We start from the raw sequence: 20,375 nt of genomic DNA on the forward strand, positions 1-20,375 counted from the left end.
CCTCGCTGTGAATTCGATTAAGTGAGCGATTAAGAATTACGCACTCGCTTGTGCAGGTTCAGCATCCACGATTTCTTCTTTACCAATCTCGCCTTCAGACTTAGCAACAATCGTGTTTACTGCTGTATCGCCGACTACGTTAGATGATGTACAGAACATATCGTTAATACGATCAACCGCTGCAACGATTGCTAGACCTTCTGGTGGTAGACCCAATTGGTGAAGGATAACACCAACCATCACTACACCGCCGCCAGGAACACCGCCAGCACCGATAGACAGTAGCAGAACCGTGAAGCCTAGAGTCACTAGGTCAGATACCGCAATAGGCTGACCAAACGCGTTTGCACAGAATACCGCTGCGATTGCGATGTAGATTGAAGCACCTGCCATGTTCATAGTTGCACCTAGTGGTACACCAAAACCAGCTACCGACTTAGACACACCAATCTTGTCAGTAAGAGTACGCATCGTTACTGGGATCGTCGCATTTGAACTTGCTGTAGATAGAGAGAACAACACTTGTTCACGCGTCTTACGAGAGAACTCGCGCGCAGAAATACCCGTGAACATTTGAACCGCTAGAGGGTAAACCACGAAGATCCAAAGCACTAGCATTGAAACCACAAGAGCAACGTAACCGGCTACTGATGCAAGCGTACCCGCATCCAAGGTTGCACCAAGTTGAATCATCAGAGCAAATACACCGTATGGCGCTAAGCTCATTACGAGACCAATTAGTTTCATCATGATTTCGTTCGCCATCTTAAAAGTACGAACCGCAGGGCCGCCTTTTGAATCAAGCGCTTGAATTGCAAGACCTGTCAGAATTGCCATAAAGATGATTTGTAGCATGTCGCCATTTGCAAACGCTTGTACAGGGTTGCTTGGAACAATGTTCACAACCATAGAGAAGATGTCTGGTGTTTCTGTTGACTTAAGCGCCACAGAATCAGAAATCGTACCCGCAAGGTTTGCACCTGCACCAGGCTGAACAATCATAGCAACAGTAAGAGCAGCAATGATCGCAACGACGGTATTTAAAATGTAAAGAGTAAAAGTTTTACCACCCAAGCGACCAAAAGAACGAATGTCTTTAAGTTCCACAATGCCACATACAATTGATACATAAACCAGAGGAACAACCAGAAGTTTAATCAGCGAAACGAACATGCCGCCCGCACCTTCTGCTGCACCTAGAATATAGGTATCAAAAATCGCAATACCGCTAAATAAGTACTGAATAGCTGTACCCAGCACGAGGCCGGCGAACAAGCCGATAAAAATCTTACTAGAAAGCGATTTATCCATCATAAATCTCCGAAATGTTGTGTTTGCTATTTATATTTTTATAGTTACATCTGCTAGTTTTTACGGCAGACCTCGCGAATAATACACATCGGAGTTACAAAATAAAGGCTTTCTTTACAGAAATGTTAATAACTAACATTAAAAGTAAATCACCAGTTCTAGATTGATATTCAGAATTTTATTTTGAAGACAAGTCATAACAGGTACTTATAGACACAGCATCCCATAAGTAAGCAAGATAAAGAGAGGATATCTCCTATAGGAAAATTATTTGCCAATAGGAAAAAGTTTGAAGAGGATCAAATTTCGAAATTTAGCTCATATTCAGAGGAGTGAATATGAGAATGACAATGTTTGAAACAAAAATGCCCACCGAGAACCAGTAGGCATTTAAATATATATATCAGTAGGTTACTGAATTATTTTGCAACCATAACCATTGCAGGACGTACCACGCGACCGTTTAGCTCGTAACCTTTTTGCATTACGAACATAACGGTATTTGACTCATGGTCAGGGCTTTCTTGGATAGACATCGCTTGATGGAATTCAGGGTTGAAAGCTTCACCTTCTGGATTGATCTCTTTCAAACCAAATTTCGATACCGCGTCTACAAACGTCTTATGCGTTAGCTCAACACCTTCAAGAATTGGCTTAACCACTTCATGCTCAGCATCAGCAGCTTGGATAGCACGCTCTAGGTTGTCGATAACAGGAAGAAGCTCTTCAGCAAACTTGTTCAAAGCGTATTTACGCGCCTTATCAATTTCTTGCTCTGTACGACGACGCATGTTTTCTACTTCTGCTTTAGAACGTAGAACGGCATCTTGCTGATCTTTCACTTTCGTTTCACTTGATAGAAGTGCTGCTTCTAGTTGAGCAATCTTAGCGTCTTTTTCATCACCAATGTCTTCAAGTTCCGCTTCTGCTTCTTGAGCGGCTGCCTCTACTTTCTCAGCCTCTTCGATGATCTGATCAAGCTCGGCTTCAGTAACTTTGTTTTCTTCGTTGCTCATGATATCTCCAGAATCAACATAATGTCCTCAAAGCTTACGCACGTTTTGCGGGCTCTAACCACATTAAAATTCGCATATTTAGGTAACTTGCCATTATTATGGGGATGAAGATTCCTGATTCAAGCCTCTTTAATGCGGAAATGCTATGAAAAACCCATGTAACGTGATCGCGATTATCGGAAAACCTCGAGATCAGCAGGCTATTCAAACTCATAGAGAGCTTTACCAATGGTTAACCTCTGAAGGTTACCAAGTGTTTATCGATGACCGCCTTGCTGCAATTTTAGACGATATTCCACAAAATCAATTTGCCAGCCTAGTGGAACTTGGTAAAAACGCCGATCTTGCTATTGTCGTTGGAGGCGATGGCAACATGTTAGGCGCAGCTCGCATTTTATCTCGCTTTGATGTCGCAGTGATCGGTGTGAACCGAGGTAACCTTGGTTTCCTAACGGACCTTAACCCCGATGATTTCAAAACGGCATTGAAAGCCGTTCTGAATGGCGAATATATTGAAGAAGAGCGATTTTTACTTGAGGCCGAAGTGCATCGTCATGGCCAAATTAAAAGCCACAATGCCGCCCTAAATGAAGCAGTACTTCACCCTGGTCAAGTCGCACATATGATCGAGTTTGAAGTTTACATTGATGATAGCTTTGCGTTTTCGCTGCGCGCCGACGGTTTAATCGTTTCAACTCCAACAGGTTCAACCGCTTACTCCCTTTCCGGTGGTGGTCCTATCTTGTCGCCAAGCCTGAATGCTATCTCTTTGGTACCTATGTTTCCTCACACTCTTTCAAGCCGTCCTTTAGTGGTTGATGGAAAACGACGCATTAAATTGATCGTGTCACCAGAAAACCGCGGTACGCAAGAAGTCAGTTGTGATGGACAAGTTTCACTACCGGTTTCTCCAGGCGATGAAGTTCATATTTATCAAAGCCCGAATGTACTTAAACTGATCCACCCAAAAGACTACAGCTACTACCACGTGCTAAGAAACAAGCTCGGTTGGTCAAGCAAATTGTTTTAACAAGAAAGGTTGATGTGAAGGCATCAACCTTTTTTCTATGCTCTCATTAACTCCAATTGCATCCCCACCCAAGGCGACACAGATTAATTCCTTGTTAAATTTAATTTTATAAAACTTGATCTTGTGGGTAAATTTTATACAAAATTCTGAGCTCAAATTGAAAGGTGTCCGACTGATGATATTCTCAGTATGAATAGAATGTAAACTCTAATTCATACTTATTATCTCAAAGGGCACATTATGAAAAAAACAATGATATTGTCCGTTCTCAGTACGTTAGCGCTTGCTGGCTGTCAATCTGAGGAGGCAAAGGTTACCGATATATCAAACGCAAAAGCCGAGGACATCTCGAATACCAAGCGGACACTAGCTCTGCAACTCAGCGAAAGTTATGCCAACATAGAACCCATGCTGCGCAAAGACATCACTGCCGAACACATTAATGTCCCCCTTTCCTCATTCGCCGAACAGAAACCTTTATCAGCATTTAGCCAACAACTCATACAAGCCGATACACAAATTCGGGCGTGGAAAGGCATCTCTGAATACTCAGATCAATTGCTTGAAGTTCGACTTGCAAATGAAGAAATGCTCGGCGTGTGGCAAGAAGGGACCGTCGACCCACTCTTTGCTTTCGAACCAACAGGGGATGATGAGCAGTGGCAATACATCGAAGCTTACGATGTTTATGGCCAAGTCCACCAACTCGATGTCTATCAACTTCCAGACGTGCCTGTATTGGTTGTCGACAGCAACAGCTCTGCAGAGCTAAAAGCTGGGCTACAGGCTATGCAGGCAGAAATGAGCAAGCTTGGGCAAGCAACCATGGTCCAACCCTATATGACTGACATCGCAAAGGCTCAAAAATCTCTTTTCTCCCACACAGAAAGTACACCTCAACCAATTCAAACTACGGTTTTGAAGAAGATTCGTCTTGCCAATGACCAAGAGCCTTGGATTTCAGGAAAAGCTGAAATCTACGCCATTGTCACAGGTGTAAACCCTACGCGTGATGAACCCACTTTGGATCTCGTCGAGCTACCTTATTTGGATTACGACAACACCACCTACTTACCCAACCAAATCATCATTCACTGGTCTCGTTACCGTTGGGGGGCGGCGGATATCGTCTTAATGGAGCAAGATGACGGCACCGATTACAAACAGTTAGCCAAACTGCTTGTTCAGGTTGCAGAAGAAGTCCTGAAGGCAATTCCAGATCCCGAAGTTCAGGCCTATGCCATTATTCCTCAGATCACCAACAAAATTATCGATGCAATTCCGGATGGCGCACTCACTAACGATGACGATTTTGTCGATGTGTATTACACCCTGATGCAAGACACTTCCTATGTCGACCATCCTGGAGCAGGGGTTAATGCTGTGGCAACGTTTGAGCCGCTCACAATTAACCCAACTCGACCGTAACTTGTTCAATTTTAATAGGTCGTTGCATTTGCTCGGCCTATTTTTCTCTTCACCATCACAAAAAATACCTTCTTCCTACAAAAAATCCAGCAGCCACCTTTACTGTATAAAGAAACAGTATATACTGTTTTCTTATACAGTATTGTTCAGTTATACAGGTAAATAAAAATGCTGGCTCATCTAAGTGTTAATAATTTTGCGATTGTTAAGTCTTTACAGCTCGAGCTTTCAAAGGGCATGACCACCATCACTGGTGAAACAGGTGCAGGTAAATCTATTGCAATTGACGCATTAGGTCTTTGTTTAGGCGGACGTGCCGATGCAGGCATGGTACGACAAGGCGAAGAGAAAACAGAAGTCAGCGCCGCCTTTTTACTGGACAACAATCTACACGCAACGCGTTGGCTAGAAGATAACGACCTGCTGGATGGCAGCGAATGTATCTTGCGTCGCATCATCACGAAAGAAGGCCGTTCTCGAGCCTTTATCAATGGCAGCCCAGTCCCTCTTTCACAACTCAAATCTCTTGGGCAGTTATTGATCAACATCCATGGACAGCACGCGCATCATCAGTTGATGAAGAGCGAGCATCAAATGGCCATGCTGGACCAATATGCTGGACATTTAAACCTATTAAAAAGCACACGCAGTGCTTACCAGCATTGGCGTCAAGCAGACAACAACCTTAAGCAACTAAAAGAGAACAGCCAGCAAAATCAGGCCCAAAAACAGTTGCTTGAATACCAAATTAAAGAACTGAATGAGTTATCGCTAGGTGAAGAAGAATTCGCAGAGCTCGAGCAAGAGCACAAACGACTGTCCAATAGTGGTGAACTCGCCACTACCTGTCAGCAAGCCCTCGAACTTATTTACGAAGGTGAAGAAGTCAATGCGCTTGGTATTTTGCAATCGGCCAATCACTCCCTAATCCAGTTAGCCGAATTGGATGAGAAGTTAGCTGAATTGCCAAACATGCTGGCAGAGGCAATGATCCAGCTAGAAGAAACCAAAAACGAACTTCGCAGCTACCTAGATGGCATTGATGTCGATCCCGGTCGCATGGCTTATGTCGAAGAACGTTTTTCTAAAGTGATGTCGATGGCTCGCAAACACCATGTTATACCCGATGAGCTATACCAACATCACCAAGATCTTCTTGCACAAATCGAAGCATTAGATTGCTCTGACGAGCGTCTGGATGAACTCGCTCAAGAAGTAGAACAGAAATACCAAAGCTTCTTAACTCAAGCAGAGAAGCTGCACAAGTCACGTAGCCGTTACGCAAAAGAGCTGAACAAACTTATCACGCAAAGCATGCACGAATTGAGCATGGAGAAAGCGGTATTCAGCATCGAGGTAAACAACGAAAACCTCCACCCATCTCCATTGGGTATGGACAGTGTGTGTTTCTTGGTCTCAACCAACCCAGGTCAGCCATTACAACCTATCGCTAAAGTCGCATCAGGTGGTGAGCTATCACGTATCTCGCTAGCAATACAAGTTATCACCGCACAAAAAGTGGATACGCCAAGCTTGATCTTCGATGAAGTTGATGTCGGTATCAGCGGCCCAACGGCTGCGGTTGTCGGTAAGATGCTGCGCAAGTTAGGCGAGTCGACTCAAGTGATGTGTGTAACCCACTTACCGCAAGTTGCTGGCTGTGGTCATCAACAAATGTTTGTTGCTAAACACACCAAGAGTGGGCAAACCGAAACAAAAATGCATGCCCTAGATGAACAACAACGTGTGGCAGAACTCGCTCGTTTATTGGGCGGAAGCCAAATTACCGACTCAACATTAGCCAACGCAAAAGAATTACTCATCGCGGTTTAACCATTCAACAAGGGATGAGAAATGGATATCAAAGCCATCAACAAAGAAAACTGTTTAGAGCTCGTCCCTCTTTTTATTGAGTTAGAATGCTATTACTTCAAAGAGGACGCCGCATCAGAGAATGAATTGACGCACTATCTAAAGCACCAAGTCTTCTCTGAGCATTCTAGTATCAAAATCATCGCAGCTTATGAGCGCGACTCTATTATTGGTTTTGCGTCTTACACAGTGATGTACCCTGCCCCTAAACTTTCCGGCCAAATGTACATGAAAGATCTCTTCGTTTCTTCAATCGCGAGAGGAAAAGGCGTTGGTATTCAACTAATGAAACATTTAGCGACCCTAGCAGTTACCTCGGGTTGCCAAAGACTTGATTGGACAGCAGAAAACACCAATCCTATCGCTGGTCAATTTTACCGCTCCATAGGTGCAGCAAACCTTGTTGAAAAAGAATATTATCGGTTTGAAGGTGAAACGCTCAAAGCATTTTCCCTCCCGCGATAATGCAACGCACGACCAACAGTAGTCGCCCCCGCGAAATATTGCGGGCACTCTCTTAAATCCCATATCATAAAAAACACACAACATACTTGATGAGTCATGTTCCGCCAGTTATCGTCTAATATCAGCGAATAAATGCAACTCAACTCAAAATTCGTTGTCAGATTTTCTACCATACGACGCATAGCTTTTTACATCTGCGTCGAGCTTGTTTATTATCAGCGCAGTATTTTAAAGGTTACTAAGAAATTATTATGCAATTAAAGAAGTGGTTAGTTGCCGTACCATTAGCAATGACTTTGCTGACAGGATGTTCGGTATTGGAAAAACTGGTTTATCGTATTGATATCAACCAAGGCAACTATGTAGAACAAAGTGCGGTTGATAAATTAAAGTTTGGGATGACTAAAGCACAAGTTCGCTACGTTCTTGGTTCGCCTATGTTGGTTGAAAATGGCTACCCAAATACTTGGTACTACATTTACCATCACACTCCTGGGCACGGTGAACCTGTGCAAAAAGATCTGGTTGTTCAATTCAATGACCAAGGTACGTTAGCCGATCTGACTGGCGACTACCCGAAAAGTGATGCCTTTTACGAAAAGATTCAGTAGCCCGTCTTTATTTTCACAGAATTCTCAAAGCCTCCTCGTCGGAGGCTTTTTTATTGCTTCCATAACCCCATAAACCCATAAACCCAATCACAAACTATCTCGTTATTTGTTCTCTTACTCATTGGAATATTTGAATAAACTCGCAGATCATTTTCACGTTAGTTTTCTATGCAACTAAGCACACCTATTCTGAGTGTAGAATTTTTCATGTAGGAACACGAAAATGAAAGCACTATCATGCGGTTTGCTTGCCTTATCTTCTCTAGCTCTGCTTGGATGTGGTGAGGACGATAACCAAGAACAAATCCACATAACATCTCACATAAAAAGCTTGGAGTTTAACCACACGGATAACTCCGACTTGGAGGCCGTAAAACAAGCTGTCGCTGGAAAATCATTCATTGGTTTAGGAGAAGCAACGCATGGTGGTGCGCAAGGCTTTAAAGCCAAGTCGCGAATAACCAAATACCTGCATCAAGAAGGTGAAATAGATGTACTCGCCATGGAAAGTGGACTGTATGACGGCCTTCGCCTTTGGCAGAGGTTAATGGATGGAGAAGTGACCGATGTTCGAGATGCCATGCTGTACTCCTTCATGTTCTTGTACGCTGAAACCCCTGAGATTTACCCACTCTATGAATACGTAGAACAGAAAGCGTTTACCGACACACCACTGTATTTGGTTGCTTTTGATGGTAGACACAGTAGCGATCCGGCTTGTAGCCTCATGCTGCCGGAGATGCAAACCTTCGTCGAAAAATATCAACTCATCAACCTTGATTGGCAAAGTTTTATCGCCAATGGCGAAGCCATGATGTGCCCTTGGTATTTCGATAAGCCAGATAACAGCGCACAACAAGCCTTTATCAACCAACTGGTTTCACTCAACTCCGTAATGTCTCAAATGAAAGCCGAACAATACCTTCCTCCACTCACAGAGCGCCAAGATTTTCGTGAGTATGCGACTTTTTGGTTACAGATAGTCAAAAGCATGCAAGCCCACGTTCAAAGCCGTTGGTTTGACACCTATAATCCAGATGAGATCATGCAAGCGGACAACTTGCGCTGGTTACAAAAAGAATGGTTACCACAAAAAAGTATTTTGGCGTGGGGACATAACGTCCACATCAGCAGTTATGTTGGTGCTTGGCCAGACAGCACAGGGGCATTTTGGCACTTAAAACAGCAAGTAAACCCTAATGAGGTATATAGCTTAATCCATGCTTTTGAAGACGGTTACATTACACCAATGGAATCAGACCCTGAGTTACGTGCTATCCCTCATTTCGCAACAAATGAGCTGGGAAGTGTCGAGAAACTCTTAGCAAAAAATGGCGTCGAGAATGCGTTCATAAAAATGGAAGATATCGCAAACTTAACCTACCCAAATAGCATCATTAAGCAGCCAATCAACTACGCTACAGAACTGGCCGACGGCATCATCTACACCAGAACAGAAACACCAAGCTCTATTGACTCTCCAAGATAGCACCTTAAAACAAAAAAACCTCCCATTTGGGAGGTTTTTCAGCTGTCTATAAGCGTTACTTAGCTGCTTTTGCTTGCTCTGCACGTTTACGGCGAATTTCTTTTGGATCGGCCAATAACGGTCGGTATATCTCGATACGATCTTTATCACGGATAGTTGCATCTAAACGAACATTTCGACTGTATACGCCGACTTTATTCTTTTTCAAATCAACTTCAGGGTACAGTTCCAGAACACCAGATTGACGAATGATCTCTTCAACTGTCGCTTGTTTGTTCACAACTAGATTAAACACACGTTGTTCTTGAGGAAGCGCATACACCACCTCAACGTGAATCATGTCCGACTCAATACTCATAACACTCGTACACCTGTTTCGCACGTTTAGTAAAAGCGTTCACCATATTACTGGTTAGCTCATTAAATATTTTGCCGAAAGCCATTTCGATCATTTTGCTCGAAAACTCAAACTCAAGCTTTAGTTCTACTTTACACGCTTGCTCATCCAAAGCAGTGAAGATCCAACCACCACGCAGCGTCTTAAAGGGACCATCCACCAAGTTCATCATAATAGCCTGACCTGGGATGAGTTCATTTGAAGTTGTGAACGTTTTGCTGATACCCGCTTTCGCAACATCGACAGAAGCCACCATACCCTCGCCCGAAGACTCAATGATTCGTGAACCTGAACAACCAGGTAGAAACTCAGGATACTTCGAAACATCATTGACCAGATCGAACATCTGCTCTGCACTAAAAGACACCAAAGCAGAACGGCTGATTTGCTTCATACACACTCCTATCGATACGCGTACATGTTTTAAGGCTTGTGCCAATTTTACTTTTATTCCACGATAGCGCAAATAAAAGGATTTCCTAACGTATATCCAACCCGTATAATGAGCCCATTATGGTAAAGAAAAAATCAAAGCAAAAAGCGGGTAGCAACACTATCGCGCTGAATAAAAAAGCTCGTCACGAATACTTCATTGACGATGAAATTGAAGCCGGCTTGGAGCTACAAGGCTGGGAAGTGAAAGCCCTTCGCCAAGGAAAAGCTAATATCGCCGAAAGCTATGTTTTCATGCGTGACGGTGAGGCTTTTGTGAGCGGAATGACCATCACTCCTCTTAATCAAGCATCAACTCACGTTGTCGCAAACCCTACACGTGTGCGTAAACTATTGATGAGTCGTCGTGAACTCGACAACCTTCTTGGTCGCATTAACCGTGAAGGTATGACGTTAGCAGCACTGTCACTGTACTGGTCTCGCTCTTGGGTGAAGATCAAAATCGGTGTTGCAAAAGGTAAAAAGCTTCACGACAAACGTACTGATATGAAAGAAAAAGATTGGGCTCGCGATAAAGCACGTATCATGAAGAGTAACTTGCGTTAATCTTGAGCACTTAAACGCACAGAGCTAGACAAGGAAAGCTTTTCTGGTACTATGCGGATAACACTTGGGGCTGATTTAGGATTCGACAGGAATTTTGAAGTCTGAGGTGCATGCCGTGGGGCGGTTGGCCACGTAAAAAGCCGCAAAAAAATAGTCGCAAACGACGAAAACTACGCACTAGCAGCTTAATAACCTGCTTAGAGCTCTCTTACCCTAGCTTCCGCTCGTAAGACGGGGACCAATAAGAGATCAAACCCAAACTAGCTAGCGTGGCTTCTCCCACCTGAGAGGAAAAGCGCGAATTATAATTCAGGTTAGCCTTTAACTAGCGTGTCGGTTCGCAGGTTGCTGGTGAAATTAAAGATCGACTAAGCATGTAGTACCAATGATGAATGATTTTTGGACGCGGGTTCAACTCCCGCCAGCTCCACCAAACGTTTGGAAAGGGCCAACTCGAAAGGGTTGGCCCTTTTTGTATCTGCAATTTATATCTCCCCCTCAACTCATCGCTTTGATTCTTAGCCAAAATCTCTTAGTCTGTGGTTAAGCATTCATCAATGGACATGAGATCATGCTAAAAGGCAGTGAATATCCTTCTATTCGTGCACTTCGAACCTTTGTTGCGGTTGCTAACCATCTGAGTTTTTCTAAAGCGGCAGAGAGTTTGTGCGTGACTCAAGGTGCCGTGAGCAAACAAATTGCGACGTTAGAGCAACTGGTTGGGCTACCTTTAATCCAACGTGGTATCAATGGTATTGAGCTCACTGAAGAAGGAAAACGTTACTTACCCAAGGTAACTGAAGCGTTGGAGATCATCCAACATGCGACGGCAAGCTTGATTCAAACCGACACAGAGCAAGAGTTACTGGTAGTCGATGTCACGCCTTCTTTCGCCAGTTTGTGGTTGGTGCCAAACATTGATGCCTTCCATCAAATCCATCCTAATATCCGCGTTAAAGTTCGCACCAGTGACGGTCCAATAAATCAGTTAGAAGTAGACAGTGACATCACTATCCGTTGCCTTCCTCTCTCCAGCCACTACGAACATGGTCGATTGTTGCGTCAAGAAACGCTGCTGCTAACTGGCTCATCAAGTTCTTCAACGTGTAACGACAAGCAATCCATCACGGATTTCGCTTTTATTCCTCAAACGACACGCCCGCAGTTGTGGGAGCAGTTCAAACTAGAACAATGTCTGCAAAGTACGATTCATTATCACCCTGTCGGTCATGAGCATTTCTATCTTTCTTATGAAGCGGTAAAGCTCGGCAAAGGGCTTGCTCTTCTGCCTGATTTTATGGTGCAACAGGCGATGTCGAGAGATGAGGTCTACCACATCCAACAATTGCGTATGCATAGCCATTATGGCTATTACGTATTTGTGCCGAACTACCGTCTAGCGGCGCGAAAAGTCTCGCTGTTCAATGATTGGCTATTTACTCAACTTGGAGAAGGCGTCGATTAGATTACGACTCCGCTTCAATTTTTCAAACTGTGGTTGAAGCCAGCACATCTAAAGATATTCGCGTTACACTGAAGGGGTTGCCAACTGTAATGAGGGTTTATGACGTTATCTCCTGCCTTTCTGCGTAAAATCTGGTACTCCCCTTCTGTCAACCTTGGTCTGCGTGCCACCAGCGCGATTGTTCTGTTTATGGGGTTGGGTGTGCTATTCAACCAAATCAATCTCGCCATGACGGCTTTAATGACCATGCCCGCAGCATTGATCAGTGGTTTAGACACTGCCGGCCCTAGGCGCTGGACACGCTTTGCGATTACTGCTTTCACGTGGAGCATTACGCTCATCATCAGTTATGCCCTGCTGAATATGGGCTTACCACTGTGGCTGACTTACGGCGCGATGGGAGCAGTATTGGCGAGTACAGCAGTGAATGGTCCGTTTTGGGGACGTCTTGGCATGTCGAGCTTGCTGATCGCGGTCGTGAGTTTGTCGCTACAAAATTCCAGCGCGGTACTTGGTCTCTATCCTATGTTGGTGTTGGGACCACTCACTTTTGCGCTGTTCAGTTGGCTTTGGTTTGCCTTATGGAAACATTACGCGCTGCGTGTTTGTCTTTCTGCGATTTACGAAACGCTAGCGGACTACATTCAATATCGCCAAGCTTTCTTGCTTGGAAGCGAAAACGATGCCCCGAAACGACGCATCAAATATCAGTTGATTGAACTGTTTCAGCAAGCTCTGCAATCGGAATCTTTTCGATCGAAACATGAAGACGCCAACTCACTACGTCAGGCTTTGTTTTTGGCGCTCGATACATTTGAAGTCGTCTTGAGCAGCCATACCAGCAACCCTGATCTGCTCAAGCAATTTCAATCCAGTAAACCGAAACGAGATCTGCTCTTGGTTTGGAGCCAACACTGTCAGCAAAGATTAAGACACAAAGCCAAGCAGCTTTTGCATAACACGCATGAAGAGATGGAACACTTGAGCTCACTAGAACAGGAAGCTCATGATTTGATTGAAGCAGTGAAGCTAGAAGACCAACCTCGCTTTCGCTACTGGGCATACGCGGTCAAGCATATTTCTCGTCGTATTGAGCTCAATGAACCCGCTTATGAACGCTCCTTTGATGTGCAACCATTCGAGCTGTCTTTTCGTTTACCAAGTCGAGGCAACCCGATTTGGCGCCACGTGACTCGCGTTGGTTTGATGTTTGCTCTTGGATCTGGGATTGCTGAATACTTTGAATTGATTCGCCCGGATTGGGTATTAATTTCCATGTTAATGGTCATTCAGCCGAGCTTCTTGGCAACCCGAAGTAAAACTTGGCAACGCTGTTTAGGTACGGCGCTTGGGGTACTGTTCGCCACCTCCTTGATTCACCTTGGCGTACCAACGACCATCCTGTTTGTGTTAATAGCTGTCCTATTACCCGTCGCAATGCTCAATATTATGCGTCATTACTCGATGGCGATTGGCTGTATTACCGCACTGTTAATTTTGGTTTATCAGACCATGGCACACCAAGGGCTCGACTTTGCTGCACCGCGCTTGATCGACAATGTCGTCGGTGGCGCAATTGTCCTACTCGGTTATGGCTTATTGTGGCCGCAGTGGCGAGGTAAGGAGATTCATACCCAAGCATTAAAAGCGCTCGATAGTTCAAAAAGCTTATTTGTGTATTGCTATGAGCAGTTACAAGTCGACACAGAGCAACGTGATCATATGACGCTCACTAAGCAACGTGCCGCTATGCTCACTGCTGAAAGCGACCTTGAACTGATTTACAACGAGATGCAGCAAGAGCCAAGGCACACTCGCGCCGATCCGCATTATTACGAAGATATGTTGAGCCATTATCGCTTGTTGAGTCACTACCTCTGCTTGCTGATCCCTCTAGTGAGAACGGGCACCCATTATCAAGGCTCACCGCAAGTCGAACGCCTGATTCATGATGCGATGGATGCGTTGATCAGTACGATTCGTGACAATCGCGTGCATGAGCTGCCAGCACTGAGCAATAAAACCGATGCCAATCATCCCTCCTCAACGGCTGGTCAACGATCTGTCGAAGAGATCATCTGGTTAGCATTGATGACGATTAAGCAAATGCACGACTTAGTAAGGCGTAACCTAAAAGACTAAATCCGCAGCACTATTATCAACGGCGTGTCAGATTTTACTAACGGAGAACAACGTCGATTGACCAAGCGAACTAACAGGAGTATCACTCCAGCTTCGTTCCAGTTTTGTTAGAGGAAAGCGTTTGGAACACATAAATGAACTATTAATGGCGATGAAGCCGCTGCTTGAGCAATATGGCTATCTCGCCCTTATCGTCAGCATCTTTCTTGAAGGCATTGGTATTCCGATGCCCGGGCAATCGCTGATGATTGCAGCGTCTATCATCTCATCTGAGCATGTCATGAACCTTAGCCTAGTAATGATAGTCTCTTGGTTGAGTTGCTTTTTGGGCAACACGTGCGGCTACCTGATTGGCTATTACTTCGAAGGTTGGCTAGATAAGAAAGGCTATATATCTGGCCCTAAGATGCAGAAGCTACAAAGTACGATTCAGCAGTACGGTCCTGCTTGTTTGGTTGTTAGTCGCTTTGTAGAAGGGATGAAGCAGTTTATGCCGCTTGCTTGCGGTATTGCTAAGATGCCGCGCAAAGAGTTCTTGTTGGGTAATGCGCTTGCAACCACCATTTGGGTTGCCGTGTTCAGTTTGCTCACCAACTTCGCATTTGAGCATTTGAGCGTCCTTAGCCAGTTCTATACCGATCACCGTTACGTGGTTTGGTCTAGCGCAGCACTGCTGTTCTCACTGATGATCTTCGCGCTTCTTAAACGAAAAAAAGCGTAAGTGATCTAAACCAATATAATTCCGCAAAGGCTCACGGTATCAATAAGATATGTTATGTGAGCCTTTTTTCTTGGTCTTTTCGATTTAAAATAACCAGCCATTTAGACGTCTAGACGTTGACAAGTCTTTGGTGTCCGATTAGTCTGCTCGCCTTATTTGTTGATTATGTTGTCGTTCACATGTCTGGTTCTAAAAATTCTAATAAAGCAATCGCACCATCAGCGGTCGCACTTTTACCTTTAGTACTATTCCTTGCGCTGTTTATTGGCGTGGGCACTTACTTGTCTCTGCAAGGGGTGGATTTTGCATTTTACCAACTGCCAGCGCCTATCGCGGTATTACCTGCGGTGATCCTTGCGCTCATCCTAAGCAAAGACAAGCTCAATCGTTCTATCGAACACTTTATGCGTGGCGTTGGTCATCCAGACATCATCGCGATGTGTATGATCTACCTGCTTGCCGGTGCCTTTGCTGCAGTTGCAAAAGCGTCTGGCGGTGTAGATGCGACAGTTAACCTTGGTCTTTCTGCGATTCCAACCAGCATGATCTTGCCGGGTATCTTCCTGATTTCTGCATTTATCGCGACAGCGATGGGCACCTCAATGGGTACCATCGCAGCAGTTGCGCCTGTTGCTCTGGGCATTGCTCAATCGGCAGGTATGAGCCTTCCACTAACGGCAGGCGTAGTGCTAAGCGGCGCAATGTTTGGTGATAACCTTTCGATCATCTCGGACACCACCATTGCGGCAACACGCTCTCAAGGCTGTGAGATGAAGGACAAATTCAAAGAAAACATCCGTATCGCACTGCCAGCAGCACTGGTTGCGCTTGTTATCTTCGCCTTCAACAGCACAGCGACTCAAGTACCAGAAACCGGTTCTATTGAGTGGTTGAAAGTACTTCCTTACATAACGATTCTTATCCTTGCGGTATCAGGCATGAATGTATTTGTGGTACTGACTATTGGTATCGTTTTGGCGGGCGGCGTGAGCTTGTCTTCTATCGAAAATTACGGTCTAACCAACTTCGCTCAAGACATCTACTCAGGCTTTGGCAATATGCAAGAGATCTTCTTGCTGTCCATGCTGATTGGCGGTTTGAGTGAGCTTATGCGTCGCCAAGGTGGTCTCGCGTTTCTGACTAACCTAGTGAGCGGCATCATCCGTACGTTTGGTTCTAGCCACTCGAAAGAAGCAAATGGTCGTGCAAGCGAGCTAGGTATTGCTGGTCTGGTTTCGATGGTGAATACCTGTACCGCTAACAACACCGTTGCCATCATCGTATCAGGTAGCGTGGCTCGCCAACTGGCAGAAGAGAACAACGTTTCACCGCGTCGCTCTGCAAGTTTGTTGGATATCTTCTCGTGTGTTATCCAAGGTGTATTGCCATACGGTGCACAGGTTCTGCTATTGGGCTCGGTATTTAACCTTTCTCCACTAGAAGTTGTTGCGAACTCTTACTACTGTTTCGCTCTGGCAATTGCCGCTGTCGTAGCGGTGTTTATCAAACACCCAGCGCGCCAAACAGTGACTCAGGCTGAAAACTAAAATACATTTGAAGAAGGCTCCGATTGGAGCCTTTTTTGTACCTGTTGCTAAATGGATTCTCGAAAACTCTCCGCATCATGCAGTGGCACATCGAGCAATTCACAGATCTCTTTTAATCGTTGAACTTGCTCCGCATTGCTGTTCGCGGGCTGACCATCAGCACTCAAATGGTTGTTCTCAAAGCCTACCCGAACATCCAATCCCAATAACAATGCATGGGTTAAACAGTCTTGCTCTCTCGCGCCAAACGCGCACACGGCACACCTAACATTCTCTTCGATAAATCGCTCTAAATGCAGTGCCCGTAAATCCCATGGCGAAGATTGTTGAGCCTCATGATATCGACCAAGTACAACTAACGCGTGTTGGTTTTGCTTTGGTAAAACGCCTCGCTCTCTTAGGGAGAAATAGCGCTCGATGTCTGCCTGATCATACAAAATGATTTGGCTGAGAATGCCCTGTTCAGCGACCCAATCAAAAAAGACAAGACCTTGCTCCTCACTCTGCTCATCAGGAATCAGTTCACGCAAAGCAAAAGAAGCGGCCTCTGGTTTTACCACTTTGATCAGCGCCATTTGCTGTTGTGATGAATACATACCAACAGCCTCAGTCGTAAGCTGAACAACCATCGAATTCCCAACCGCAGCTTTCACCGCGTGGTAGATTTCTAAGTTGTCATCAACCTCTAGAGAATGCCTGCCTTGCACATCTCTCGCGTGCAAATGGATCATCGTAGACCCTGCTGTTTGACATGCTTTCGCCTCGGCAACCATTTCTTCAATAGTCATCGGCAATTGATCATGGTCTTGCTTAGTTTTTCTCGCCCCATTGGGCGCAACAATAATCGCGATTCGAGCTCTTTTAGTTTGGGAGTTCACTGCCATTTCTGCGACACCTCTCTAAGTGTACGAGTGAGCTTTTCCACCAGCTCGTCAATGTGGCTTCGTTCGATGATAAAAGGCGGTGCAAGAAGGATATGATGCCCATTTACACCATCAATCGTGCCGCCCATTGGGTAGCACATCAGTCCATTTGCCATCGCTTGTTGCTTGATCTTTTTGTCTGCCAAAGTTGAATTAGGCAGCGGGATTTTACTTACTTTCTCTGCGACAAGCTCAATGCCAAGAAACAGCCCTTTACCACGAATATCCCCAACATGCGGGAAGTCTGAAAGCGCCGATTCGAGCTCTCTTTTTAACATCGTCCCTTGTTGATTGACGGCTTGCAGGAGCTTTTGGTCACCGATGGTCTGAATGGTCGCAACGGCAGCTGCGCACGCAACAGGATGCGCCATAAAGGTATGTCCGTGCTGAAAGAAGCCACTACCAGACGCGATTGCTTGATAGACTTTATCGTTGGCAACAACGGCACCGATAGGTTGATAACCCGCCCCCAGCCCTTTCGCCATACAGACTAAATCTGGGACGGTTTGCTCTTGTTCAAAAGCAAAAAAACTACCGCTGCGCCCAACGCCACACATCACCTCATCCATGATCAGCAGCACATCATAGCGATCGCAAATCTCTCGTATTCGTTTGAAGTAACCTTGAGTGGCAGGCACTGCGCCAGCTGTTGCGCCAACAATCGGCTCTGCAACAAATGCCATGACGTTATCCGAGCCCAGTTCTAAAATTTTAGCTTCAAGTTCATTGGCAGCTCTCAGTGAGTAATCGAGCTCTGATTCATCTTCTCTTTGATGACGATAGGCATAGCACGGCGCAATGTGATGGCTTGGGTGCAAAATGGGTTTAAAAGGCTCACGCCGCCATTCATTACCACCAACAGCCAACGCACCAAGTGTATTACCGTGGTAGCTTTGTTGGCGGGCAATAAACTGCTTTTTCTCAGGTTTGCCACATTCCACAAAATATTGCCTTGCCATCTTTAGCGCAGATTCAACCGCTTCAGAGCCCCCACTGACTAAGTAGACATGATTAAATTGCGATGGCATCTGCTGGCAAATCAACTCAGCCAGCTGCTCACTTGCTTCGCTAGTAAAAAAGCCCGTGTGAGCAAAAGGCACTTTTTCGATTTGGTCGAGCATGGCTTGTTTAACAGCTTGGTGGCTATGCCCAAGGTTTGAAACAGCAGCACCGCCGCAAGCATCGAGGTATTGGTTGCCTTGATTATCGAACAGGTAAACCCCTTCCCCTCTGGCGATAGTGGGCAATTTGGCGTGGCAATGACGGTGAAACACGTAAGACATGAGCGCCCCTTCCTAGTGGCTATTTTCTAAGCATAGTCAGTAAGATGAGACTTATACGCAAGGTAAGAAAAGTACACCATCATGAGCATTTGGAATACCGTAACCCAAGTACTCAAAAATTATTATAAATAAGTACGTTATAGAAATAAGGCCAGCTTTTAGTAAGGCTGGCCTATGGGTAACCCAAAGCTCTATTGAAAAGTATAATTACGCGTTCAGCGCTTGTTCTAAATCAGCCAGAATATCATCGATATGTTCAATACCGACAGACAAACGAATCATCTCCGGAGAGACGCCTGCTTGCTTTTGCTCCGCCTCACTCAACTGTCGGTGCGTAGTTGATGCAGGATGACAAGCAAGCGACTTCGCATCACCAATGTTCACCAGTCGCTTGAATATCTTAAGCGCATCGTAAAAACGTACACCCGCCTCGTAACCGTCTTTTAAACCAAACGACAAGATCGCCGACGGCTTACCTTGCATGTATTTCTCTGCCAATGGATAGAACTCAGAGTCTGGCAAGCCTGCGTAACTTACCCAACTCACTTTATCGTGCTGGCTTAAGTATTCCGCAACTTTGAGTGCGTTTTCGGTGTGTCTCTCCATACGCAGCGACAGCGTTTCTAGCCCCTGCATCAACATAAACGCATTCATCGGTGACAAAGCAGAACCGGTATTACGCAAAGGAACGGTGCGAGCACGGCCAATAAACGCTGCCTCTCCAAATGCCTCGGTGTAAACCACGCCGTGGTAAGAAGGTTCAGGCTGATTAAATACTGGGAAACGATCTTTGTGCTGCGCCCAAGGAAACTTGCCCGAGTCAATGATGATGCCACCTAATGTCGTACCGTGCCCCCCCACATACTTAGTCAGTGAATGAACCACGATATCTGCACCAAATTCGATTGGTTTACATAACACAGGAGTTGCAACCGTATTGTCTACAATCACAGGCACGCCTTGCGCATGAGCCAACTCAGCAACACGTTCAAGATCGATGATATTGCCAGCCGGATTACCAATGCTTTCACAATAAACCGCTTTGGTATTCTCATCGATAAGCTCAGCGAGACTTTCAGGTTTGTCATCCTTGGCAAAACGTACCTCAATACCTTGGTTCGGCAACATATGCGCAAATAAAGTGTAGGTGCCACCGTATAGCTGAGGAGTAGAAACGATGTTATCGCCGGCTTGCGCAAGCGTGAGAATGGCGTAGTTAATTGCCGCACTTCCTGCACTAACAACCAAACCAGCAATACCGCCTTCTAGTGCTGCCATACGCTTTTCCAACACATCATTGGTTGGGTTCATAATTCGAGTGTAAATGTTTCCCGGAACTTCGAGGTTAAACAGGTCTGCGCCATGTTGAGCATTATCAAACTCATACGCGACGGTCTGGTAAATCGGTGTCGCAACAGATTTGGTTGTTGGGTCTGTTTCGTAGCCAAAATGGATCGAGAGTGTTTCGTCTTTCATGCATCTTCCCTGAACTATTGAGTGAATGGTTATTCTTTTATATTGCCGATTTTTTCAGCAAAGAAAAGCGTCCTAAGTCACACAACTTTTGCGACTTTAATCCCTCACTGAGCAAGCTTCGGCTAACAGATTTAGCACGCATATTCCCTATTTACCTGATCGGGCTTATAAATCCATGCAACATTGCACACACTGCAACA

Annotated in this window: 18 protein-coding genes and 1 other RNA gene; 12 read left to right on the plus strand and 7 right to left on the minus strand. The window is 45.2% G+C overall.

Going from position 1 to position 20,375, the window contains the following annotated elements:
- Positions 1 to 36 precede the first annotated feature (36 nt).
- Positions 37 to 1,311: a dicarboxylate/amino acid:cation symporter gene (locus L1076_RS22795; RefSeq protein WP_038868768.1), complete on the minus strand. Its 1,275-nt coding sequence runs from the start codon at positions 1,309 to 1,311 to the stop codon at positions 37 to 39.
- A gap of 419 nt (positions 1,312 to 1,730) precedes the next feature.
- Positions 1,731 to 2,327 carry a nucleotide exchange factor GrpE gene (gene grpE, locus L1076_RS22800; protein ID WP_038868770.1) on the minus strand — a complete coding sequence of 199 codons (597 nt, stop codon included), beginning with the start codon at positions 2,325 to 2,327 and terminating at the stop codon, positions 1,731 to 1,733.
- Positions 2,328 to 2,472: 145 nt separating this feature from the next.
- On the opposite strand from grpE, the gene nadK reads away from it, so the two are divergent.
- From nadK to L1076_RS22830, 6 genes are all read left to right on the plus strand, one after another.
- Complete coding sequence (nadK, locus tag L1076_RS22805; RefSeq protein ID WP_038868771.1) at positions 2,473 to 3,357, plus strand: NAD(+) kinase; 885 nt, start codon at positions 2,473 to 2,475, stop codon at positions 3,355 to 3,357.
- 240 nt (positions 3,358 to 3,597) lie between these two features.
- Entirely contained in the window at positions 3,598 to 4,785 is a 1,188-nt protein-coding gene (locus L1076_RS22810) for a DUF3103 domain-containing protein (protein WP_237304526.1), read from the plus strand.
- 168 nt (positions 4,786 to 4,953) lie between these two features.
- A complete protein-coding gene (gene recN, locus L1076_RS22815) occupies positions 4,954 to 6,618 on the plus strand; it encodes a DNA repair protein RecN (protein WP_237304527.1) in 1,665 nt (554 codons plus the stop codon).
- Between the two features lie 21 nt (positions 6,619 to 6,639).
- Positions 6,640 to 7,122 carry a GNAT family N-acetyltransferase gene (locus L1076_RS22820; RefSeq protein WP_237304528.1) on the plus strand — a complete coding sequence of 161 codons (483 nt, stop codon included), beginning with the start codon at positions 6,640 to 6,642 and terminating at the stop codon, positions 7,120 to 7,122.
- Positions 7,123 to 7,373: 251 nt separating this feature from the next.
- Positions 7,374 to 7,733 (plus strand): outer membrane protein assembly factor BamE, encoded by a 360-nt coding sequence (bamE, locus tag L1076_RS22825; RefSeq protein WP_038868775.1) that lies wholly within the window; start codon positions 7,374 to 7,376, stop codon positions 7,731 to 7,733.
- A gap of 223 nt (positions 7,734 to 7,956) precedes the next feature.
- Positions 7,957 to 9,222: an erythromycin esterase family protein gene (locus tag L1076_RS22830; RefSeq protein ID WP_237304529.1), complete on the plus strand. Its 1,266-nt coding sequence runs from the start codon at positions 7,957 to 7,959 to the stop codon at positions 9,220 to 9,222.
- A 55-nt stretch (positions 9,223 to 9,277) separates the two neighbouring features.
- Here L1076_RS22830 and L1076_RS22835 read toward each other — a convergent pair whose 3' ends face one another.
- Together L1076_RS22835 and L1076_RS22840 are read right to left on the minus strand one after the other, a co-directional pair.
- The gene (locus tag L1076_RS22835) at positions 9,278 to 9,580 is read right to left on the minus strand and encodes an RnfH family protein (protein WP_038868778.1); all 303 of its coding nucleotides are present in this window, start codon (positions 9,578 to 9,580) and stop codon (positions 9,278 to 9,280) included.
- Entirely contained in the window at positions 9,570 to 10,013 is a 444-nt protein-coding gene (locus L1076_RS22840; RefSeq protein WP_005424743.1) for an SRPBCC family protein, read from the minus strand. Before L1076_RS22840 ends, L1076_RS22835 begins: the two co-directional genes overlap by 11 nt.
- Before the next feature lie 119 nt (positions 10,014 to 10,132).
- On the opposite strand from L1076_RS22840, the gene smpB reads away from it, so the two are divergent.
- The 6 genes from smpB to L1076_RS22870 all read left to right on the plus strand — a co-directional run bounded on the left by smpB (position 10,133) and on the right by L1076_RS22870 (position 16,493).
- Positions 10,133 to 10,618, plus strand: a complete 486-nt coding sequence (gene smpB / locus L1076_RS22845; RefSeq protein WP_038868779.1) for an SsrA-binding protein SmpB — start codon at positions 10,133 to 10,135, stop codon at positions 10,616 to 10,618.
- A 66-nt stretch (positions 10,619 to 10,684) separates the two neighbouring features.
- Positions 10,685 to 11,051, plus strand: a transfer-messenger RNA (tmRNA) gene (ssrA, locus tag L1076_RS22850).
- A gap of 138 nt (positions 11,052 to 11,189) precedes the next feature.
- Positions 11,190 to 12,083, plus strand: coding sequence for a LysR family transcriptional regulator (locus tag L1076_RS22855; RefSeq protein WP_039975380.1), 894 nt, complete (start codon positions 11,190 to 11,192; stop codon positions 12,081 to 12,083).
- A gap of 99 nt (positions 12,084 to 12,182) precedes the next feature.
- A complete protein-coding gene (locus L1076_RS22860) occupies positions 12,183 to 14,225 on the plus strand; it encodes an FUSC family protein (RefSeq protein ID WP_237304530.1) in 2,043 nt (680 codons plus the stop codon).
- Between the two features lie 145 nt (positions 14,226 to 14,370).
- A complete protein-coding gene (locus tag L1076_RS22865; RefSeq protein ID WP_237304550.1) occupies positions 14,371 to 14,946 on the plus strand; it encodes a DedA family protein in 576 nt (191 codons plus the stop codon).
- 179 nt (positions 14,947 to 15,125) lie between these two features.
- Entirely contained in the window at positions 15,126 to 16,493 is a 1,368-nt protein-coding gene (locus L1076_RS22870; RefSeq protein WP_038868783.1) for a Na+/H+ antiporter NhaC family protein, read from the plus strand.
- Positions 16,494 to 16,540: 47 nt separating this feature from the next.
- Here the strand turns inward: L1076_RS22870 and L1076_RS22875 are convergent, their stop codons facing one another.
- The 3 genes from L1076_RS22875 to L1076_RS22885 all read right to left on the minus strand — a co-directional run bounded on the left by L1076_RS22875 (position 16,541) and on the right by L1076_RS22885 (position 20,175).
- Entirely contained in the window at positions 16,541 to 17,377 is an 837-nt protein-coding gene (locus L1076_RS22875) for a 3-keto-5-aminohexanoate cleavage protein (protein WP_237304531.1), read from the minus strand.
- Positions 17,368 to 18,699, minus strand: coding sequence for an aspartate aminotransferase family protein (locus tag L1076_RS22880; RefSeq protein ID WP_237304532.1), 1,332 nt, complete (start codon positions 18,697 to 18,699; stop codon positions 17,368 to 17,370). The genes L1076_RS22875 and L1076_RS22880 overlap by 10 nt, the downstream gene beginning before the upstream one ends.
- Before the next feature lie 207 nt (positions 18,700 to 18,906).
- The gene (locus L1076_RS22885) at positions 18,907 to 20,175 is read right to left on the minus strand and encodes an O-acetylhomoserine aminocarboxypropyltransferase/cysteine synthase (protein WP_005440265.1); all 1,269 of its coding nucleotides are present in this window, start codon (positions 20,173 to 20,175) and stop codon (positions 18,907 to 18,909) included.
- Between the last annotated feature and the right edge of the window lie 200 nt (positions 20,176 to 20,375).

It is taken from the genome of Vibrio sp. MMG023, from assembly GCF_021654215.1.
Lineage (GTDB): Bacteria > Pseudomonadota > Gammaproteobacteria > Enterobacterales > Vibrionaceae > Vibrio > Vibrio jasicida.

Excerpts from the sequence above, each read along its gene's own strand:
- L1076_RS22810 (WP_237304526.1), top strand. The coding sequence starts at position 3,598 with ATGAAAAAAACAATGATATTGTCCGTTCTCAGTACGTTAGCGCTTGCT.
- L1076_RS22830 (WP_237304529.1), top strand. The coding sequence starts at position 7,957 with ATGAAAGCACTATCATGCGGTTTGCTTGCCTTATCTTCTCTAGCTCTG.
- L1076_RS22865 (WP_237304550.1), top strand. The coding sequence starts at position 14,371 with ATGGCGATGAAGCCGCTGCTTGAGCAATATGGCTATCTCGCCCTTATC.
- L1076_RS22870 (WP_038868783.1), top strand. The coding sequence starts at position 15,126 with ATGTCTGGTTCTAAAAATTCTAATAAAGCAATCGCACCATCAGCGGTC.
- grpE (WP_038868770.1), bottom strand. The coding sequence starts at position 2,327 with ATGAGCAACGAAGAAAACAAAGTTACTGAAGCCGAGCTTGATCAGATC.
- L1076_RS22840 (WP_005424743.1), bottom strand. The coding sequence starts at position 10,013 with ATGAAGCAAATCAGCCGTTCTGCTTTGGTGTCTTTTAGTGCAGAGCAG.
- recN (WP_237304527.1), top strand. The coding sequence starts at position 4,954 with ATGCTGGCTCATCTAAGTGTTAATAATTTTGCGATTGTTAAGTCTTTA.
- L1076_RS22875 (WP_237304531.1), bottom strand. The coding sequence starts at position 17,377 with ATGGCAGTGAACTCCCAAACTAAAAGAGCTCGAATCGCGATTATTGTT.
- smpB (WP_038868779.1), top strand. The coding sequence starts at position 10,133 with ATGGTAAAGAAAAAATCAAAGCAAAAAGCGGGTAGCAACACTATCGCG.
- bamE (WP_038868775.1), top strand. The coding sequence starts at position 7,374 with ATGCAATTAAAGAAGTGGTTAGTTGCCGTACCATTAGCAATGACTTTG.
- L1076_RS22855 (WP_039975380.1), top strand. The coding sequence starts at position 11,190 with ATGCTAAAAGGCAGTGAATATCCTTCTATTCGTGCACTTCGAACCTTT.
- L1076_RS22880 (WP_237304532.1), bottom strand. The coding sequence starts at position 18,699 with ATGTCTTACGTGTTTCACCGTCATTGCCACGCCAAATTGCCCACTATC.
- L1076_RS22885 (WP_005440265.1), bottom strand. The coding sequence starts at position 20,175 with ATGAAAGACGAAACACTCTCGATCCATTTTGGCTACGAAACAGACCCA.
- L1076_RS22795 (WP_038868768.1), bottom strand. The coding sequence starts at position 1,311 with ATGGATAAATCGCTTTCTAGTAAGATTTTTATCGGCTTGTTCGCCGGC.
- L1076_RS22860 (WP_237304530.1), top strand. The coding sequence starts at position 12,183 with ATGACGTTATCTCCTGCCTTTCTGCGTAAAATCTGGTACTCCCCTTCT.
- L1076_RS22820 (WP_237304528.1), top strand. The coding sequence starts at position 6,640 with ATGGATATCAAAGCCATCAACAAAGAAAACTGTTTAGAGCTCGTCCCT.
- nadK (WP_038868771.1), top strand. The coding sequence starts at position 2,473 with ATGAAAAACCCATGTAACGTGATCGCGATTATCGGAAAACCTCGAGAT.
- L1076_RS22835 (WP_038868778.1), bottom strand. The coding sequence starts at position 9,580 with ATGAGTATTGAGTCGGACATGATTCACGTTGAGGTGGTGTATGCGCTT.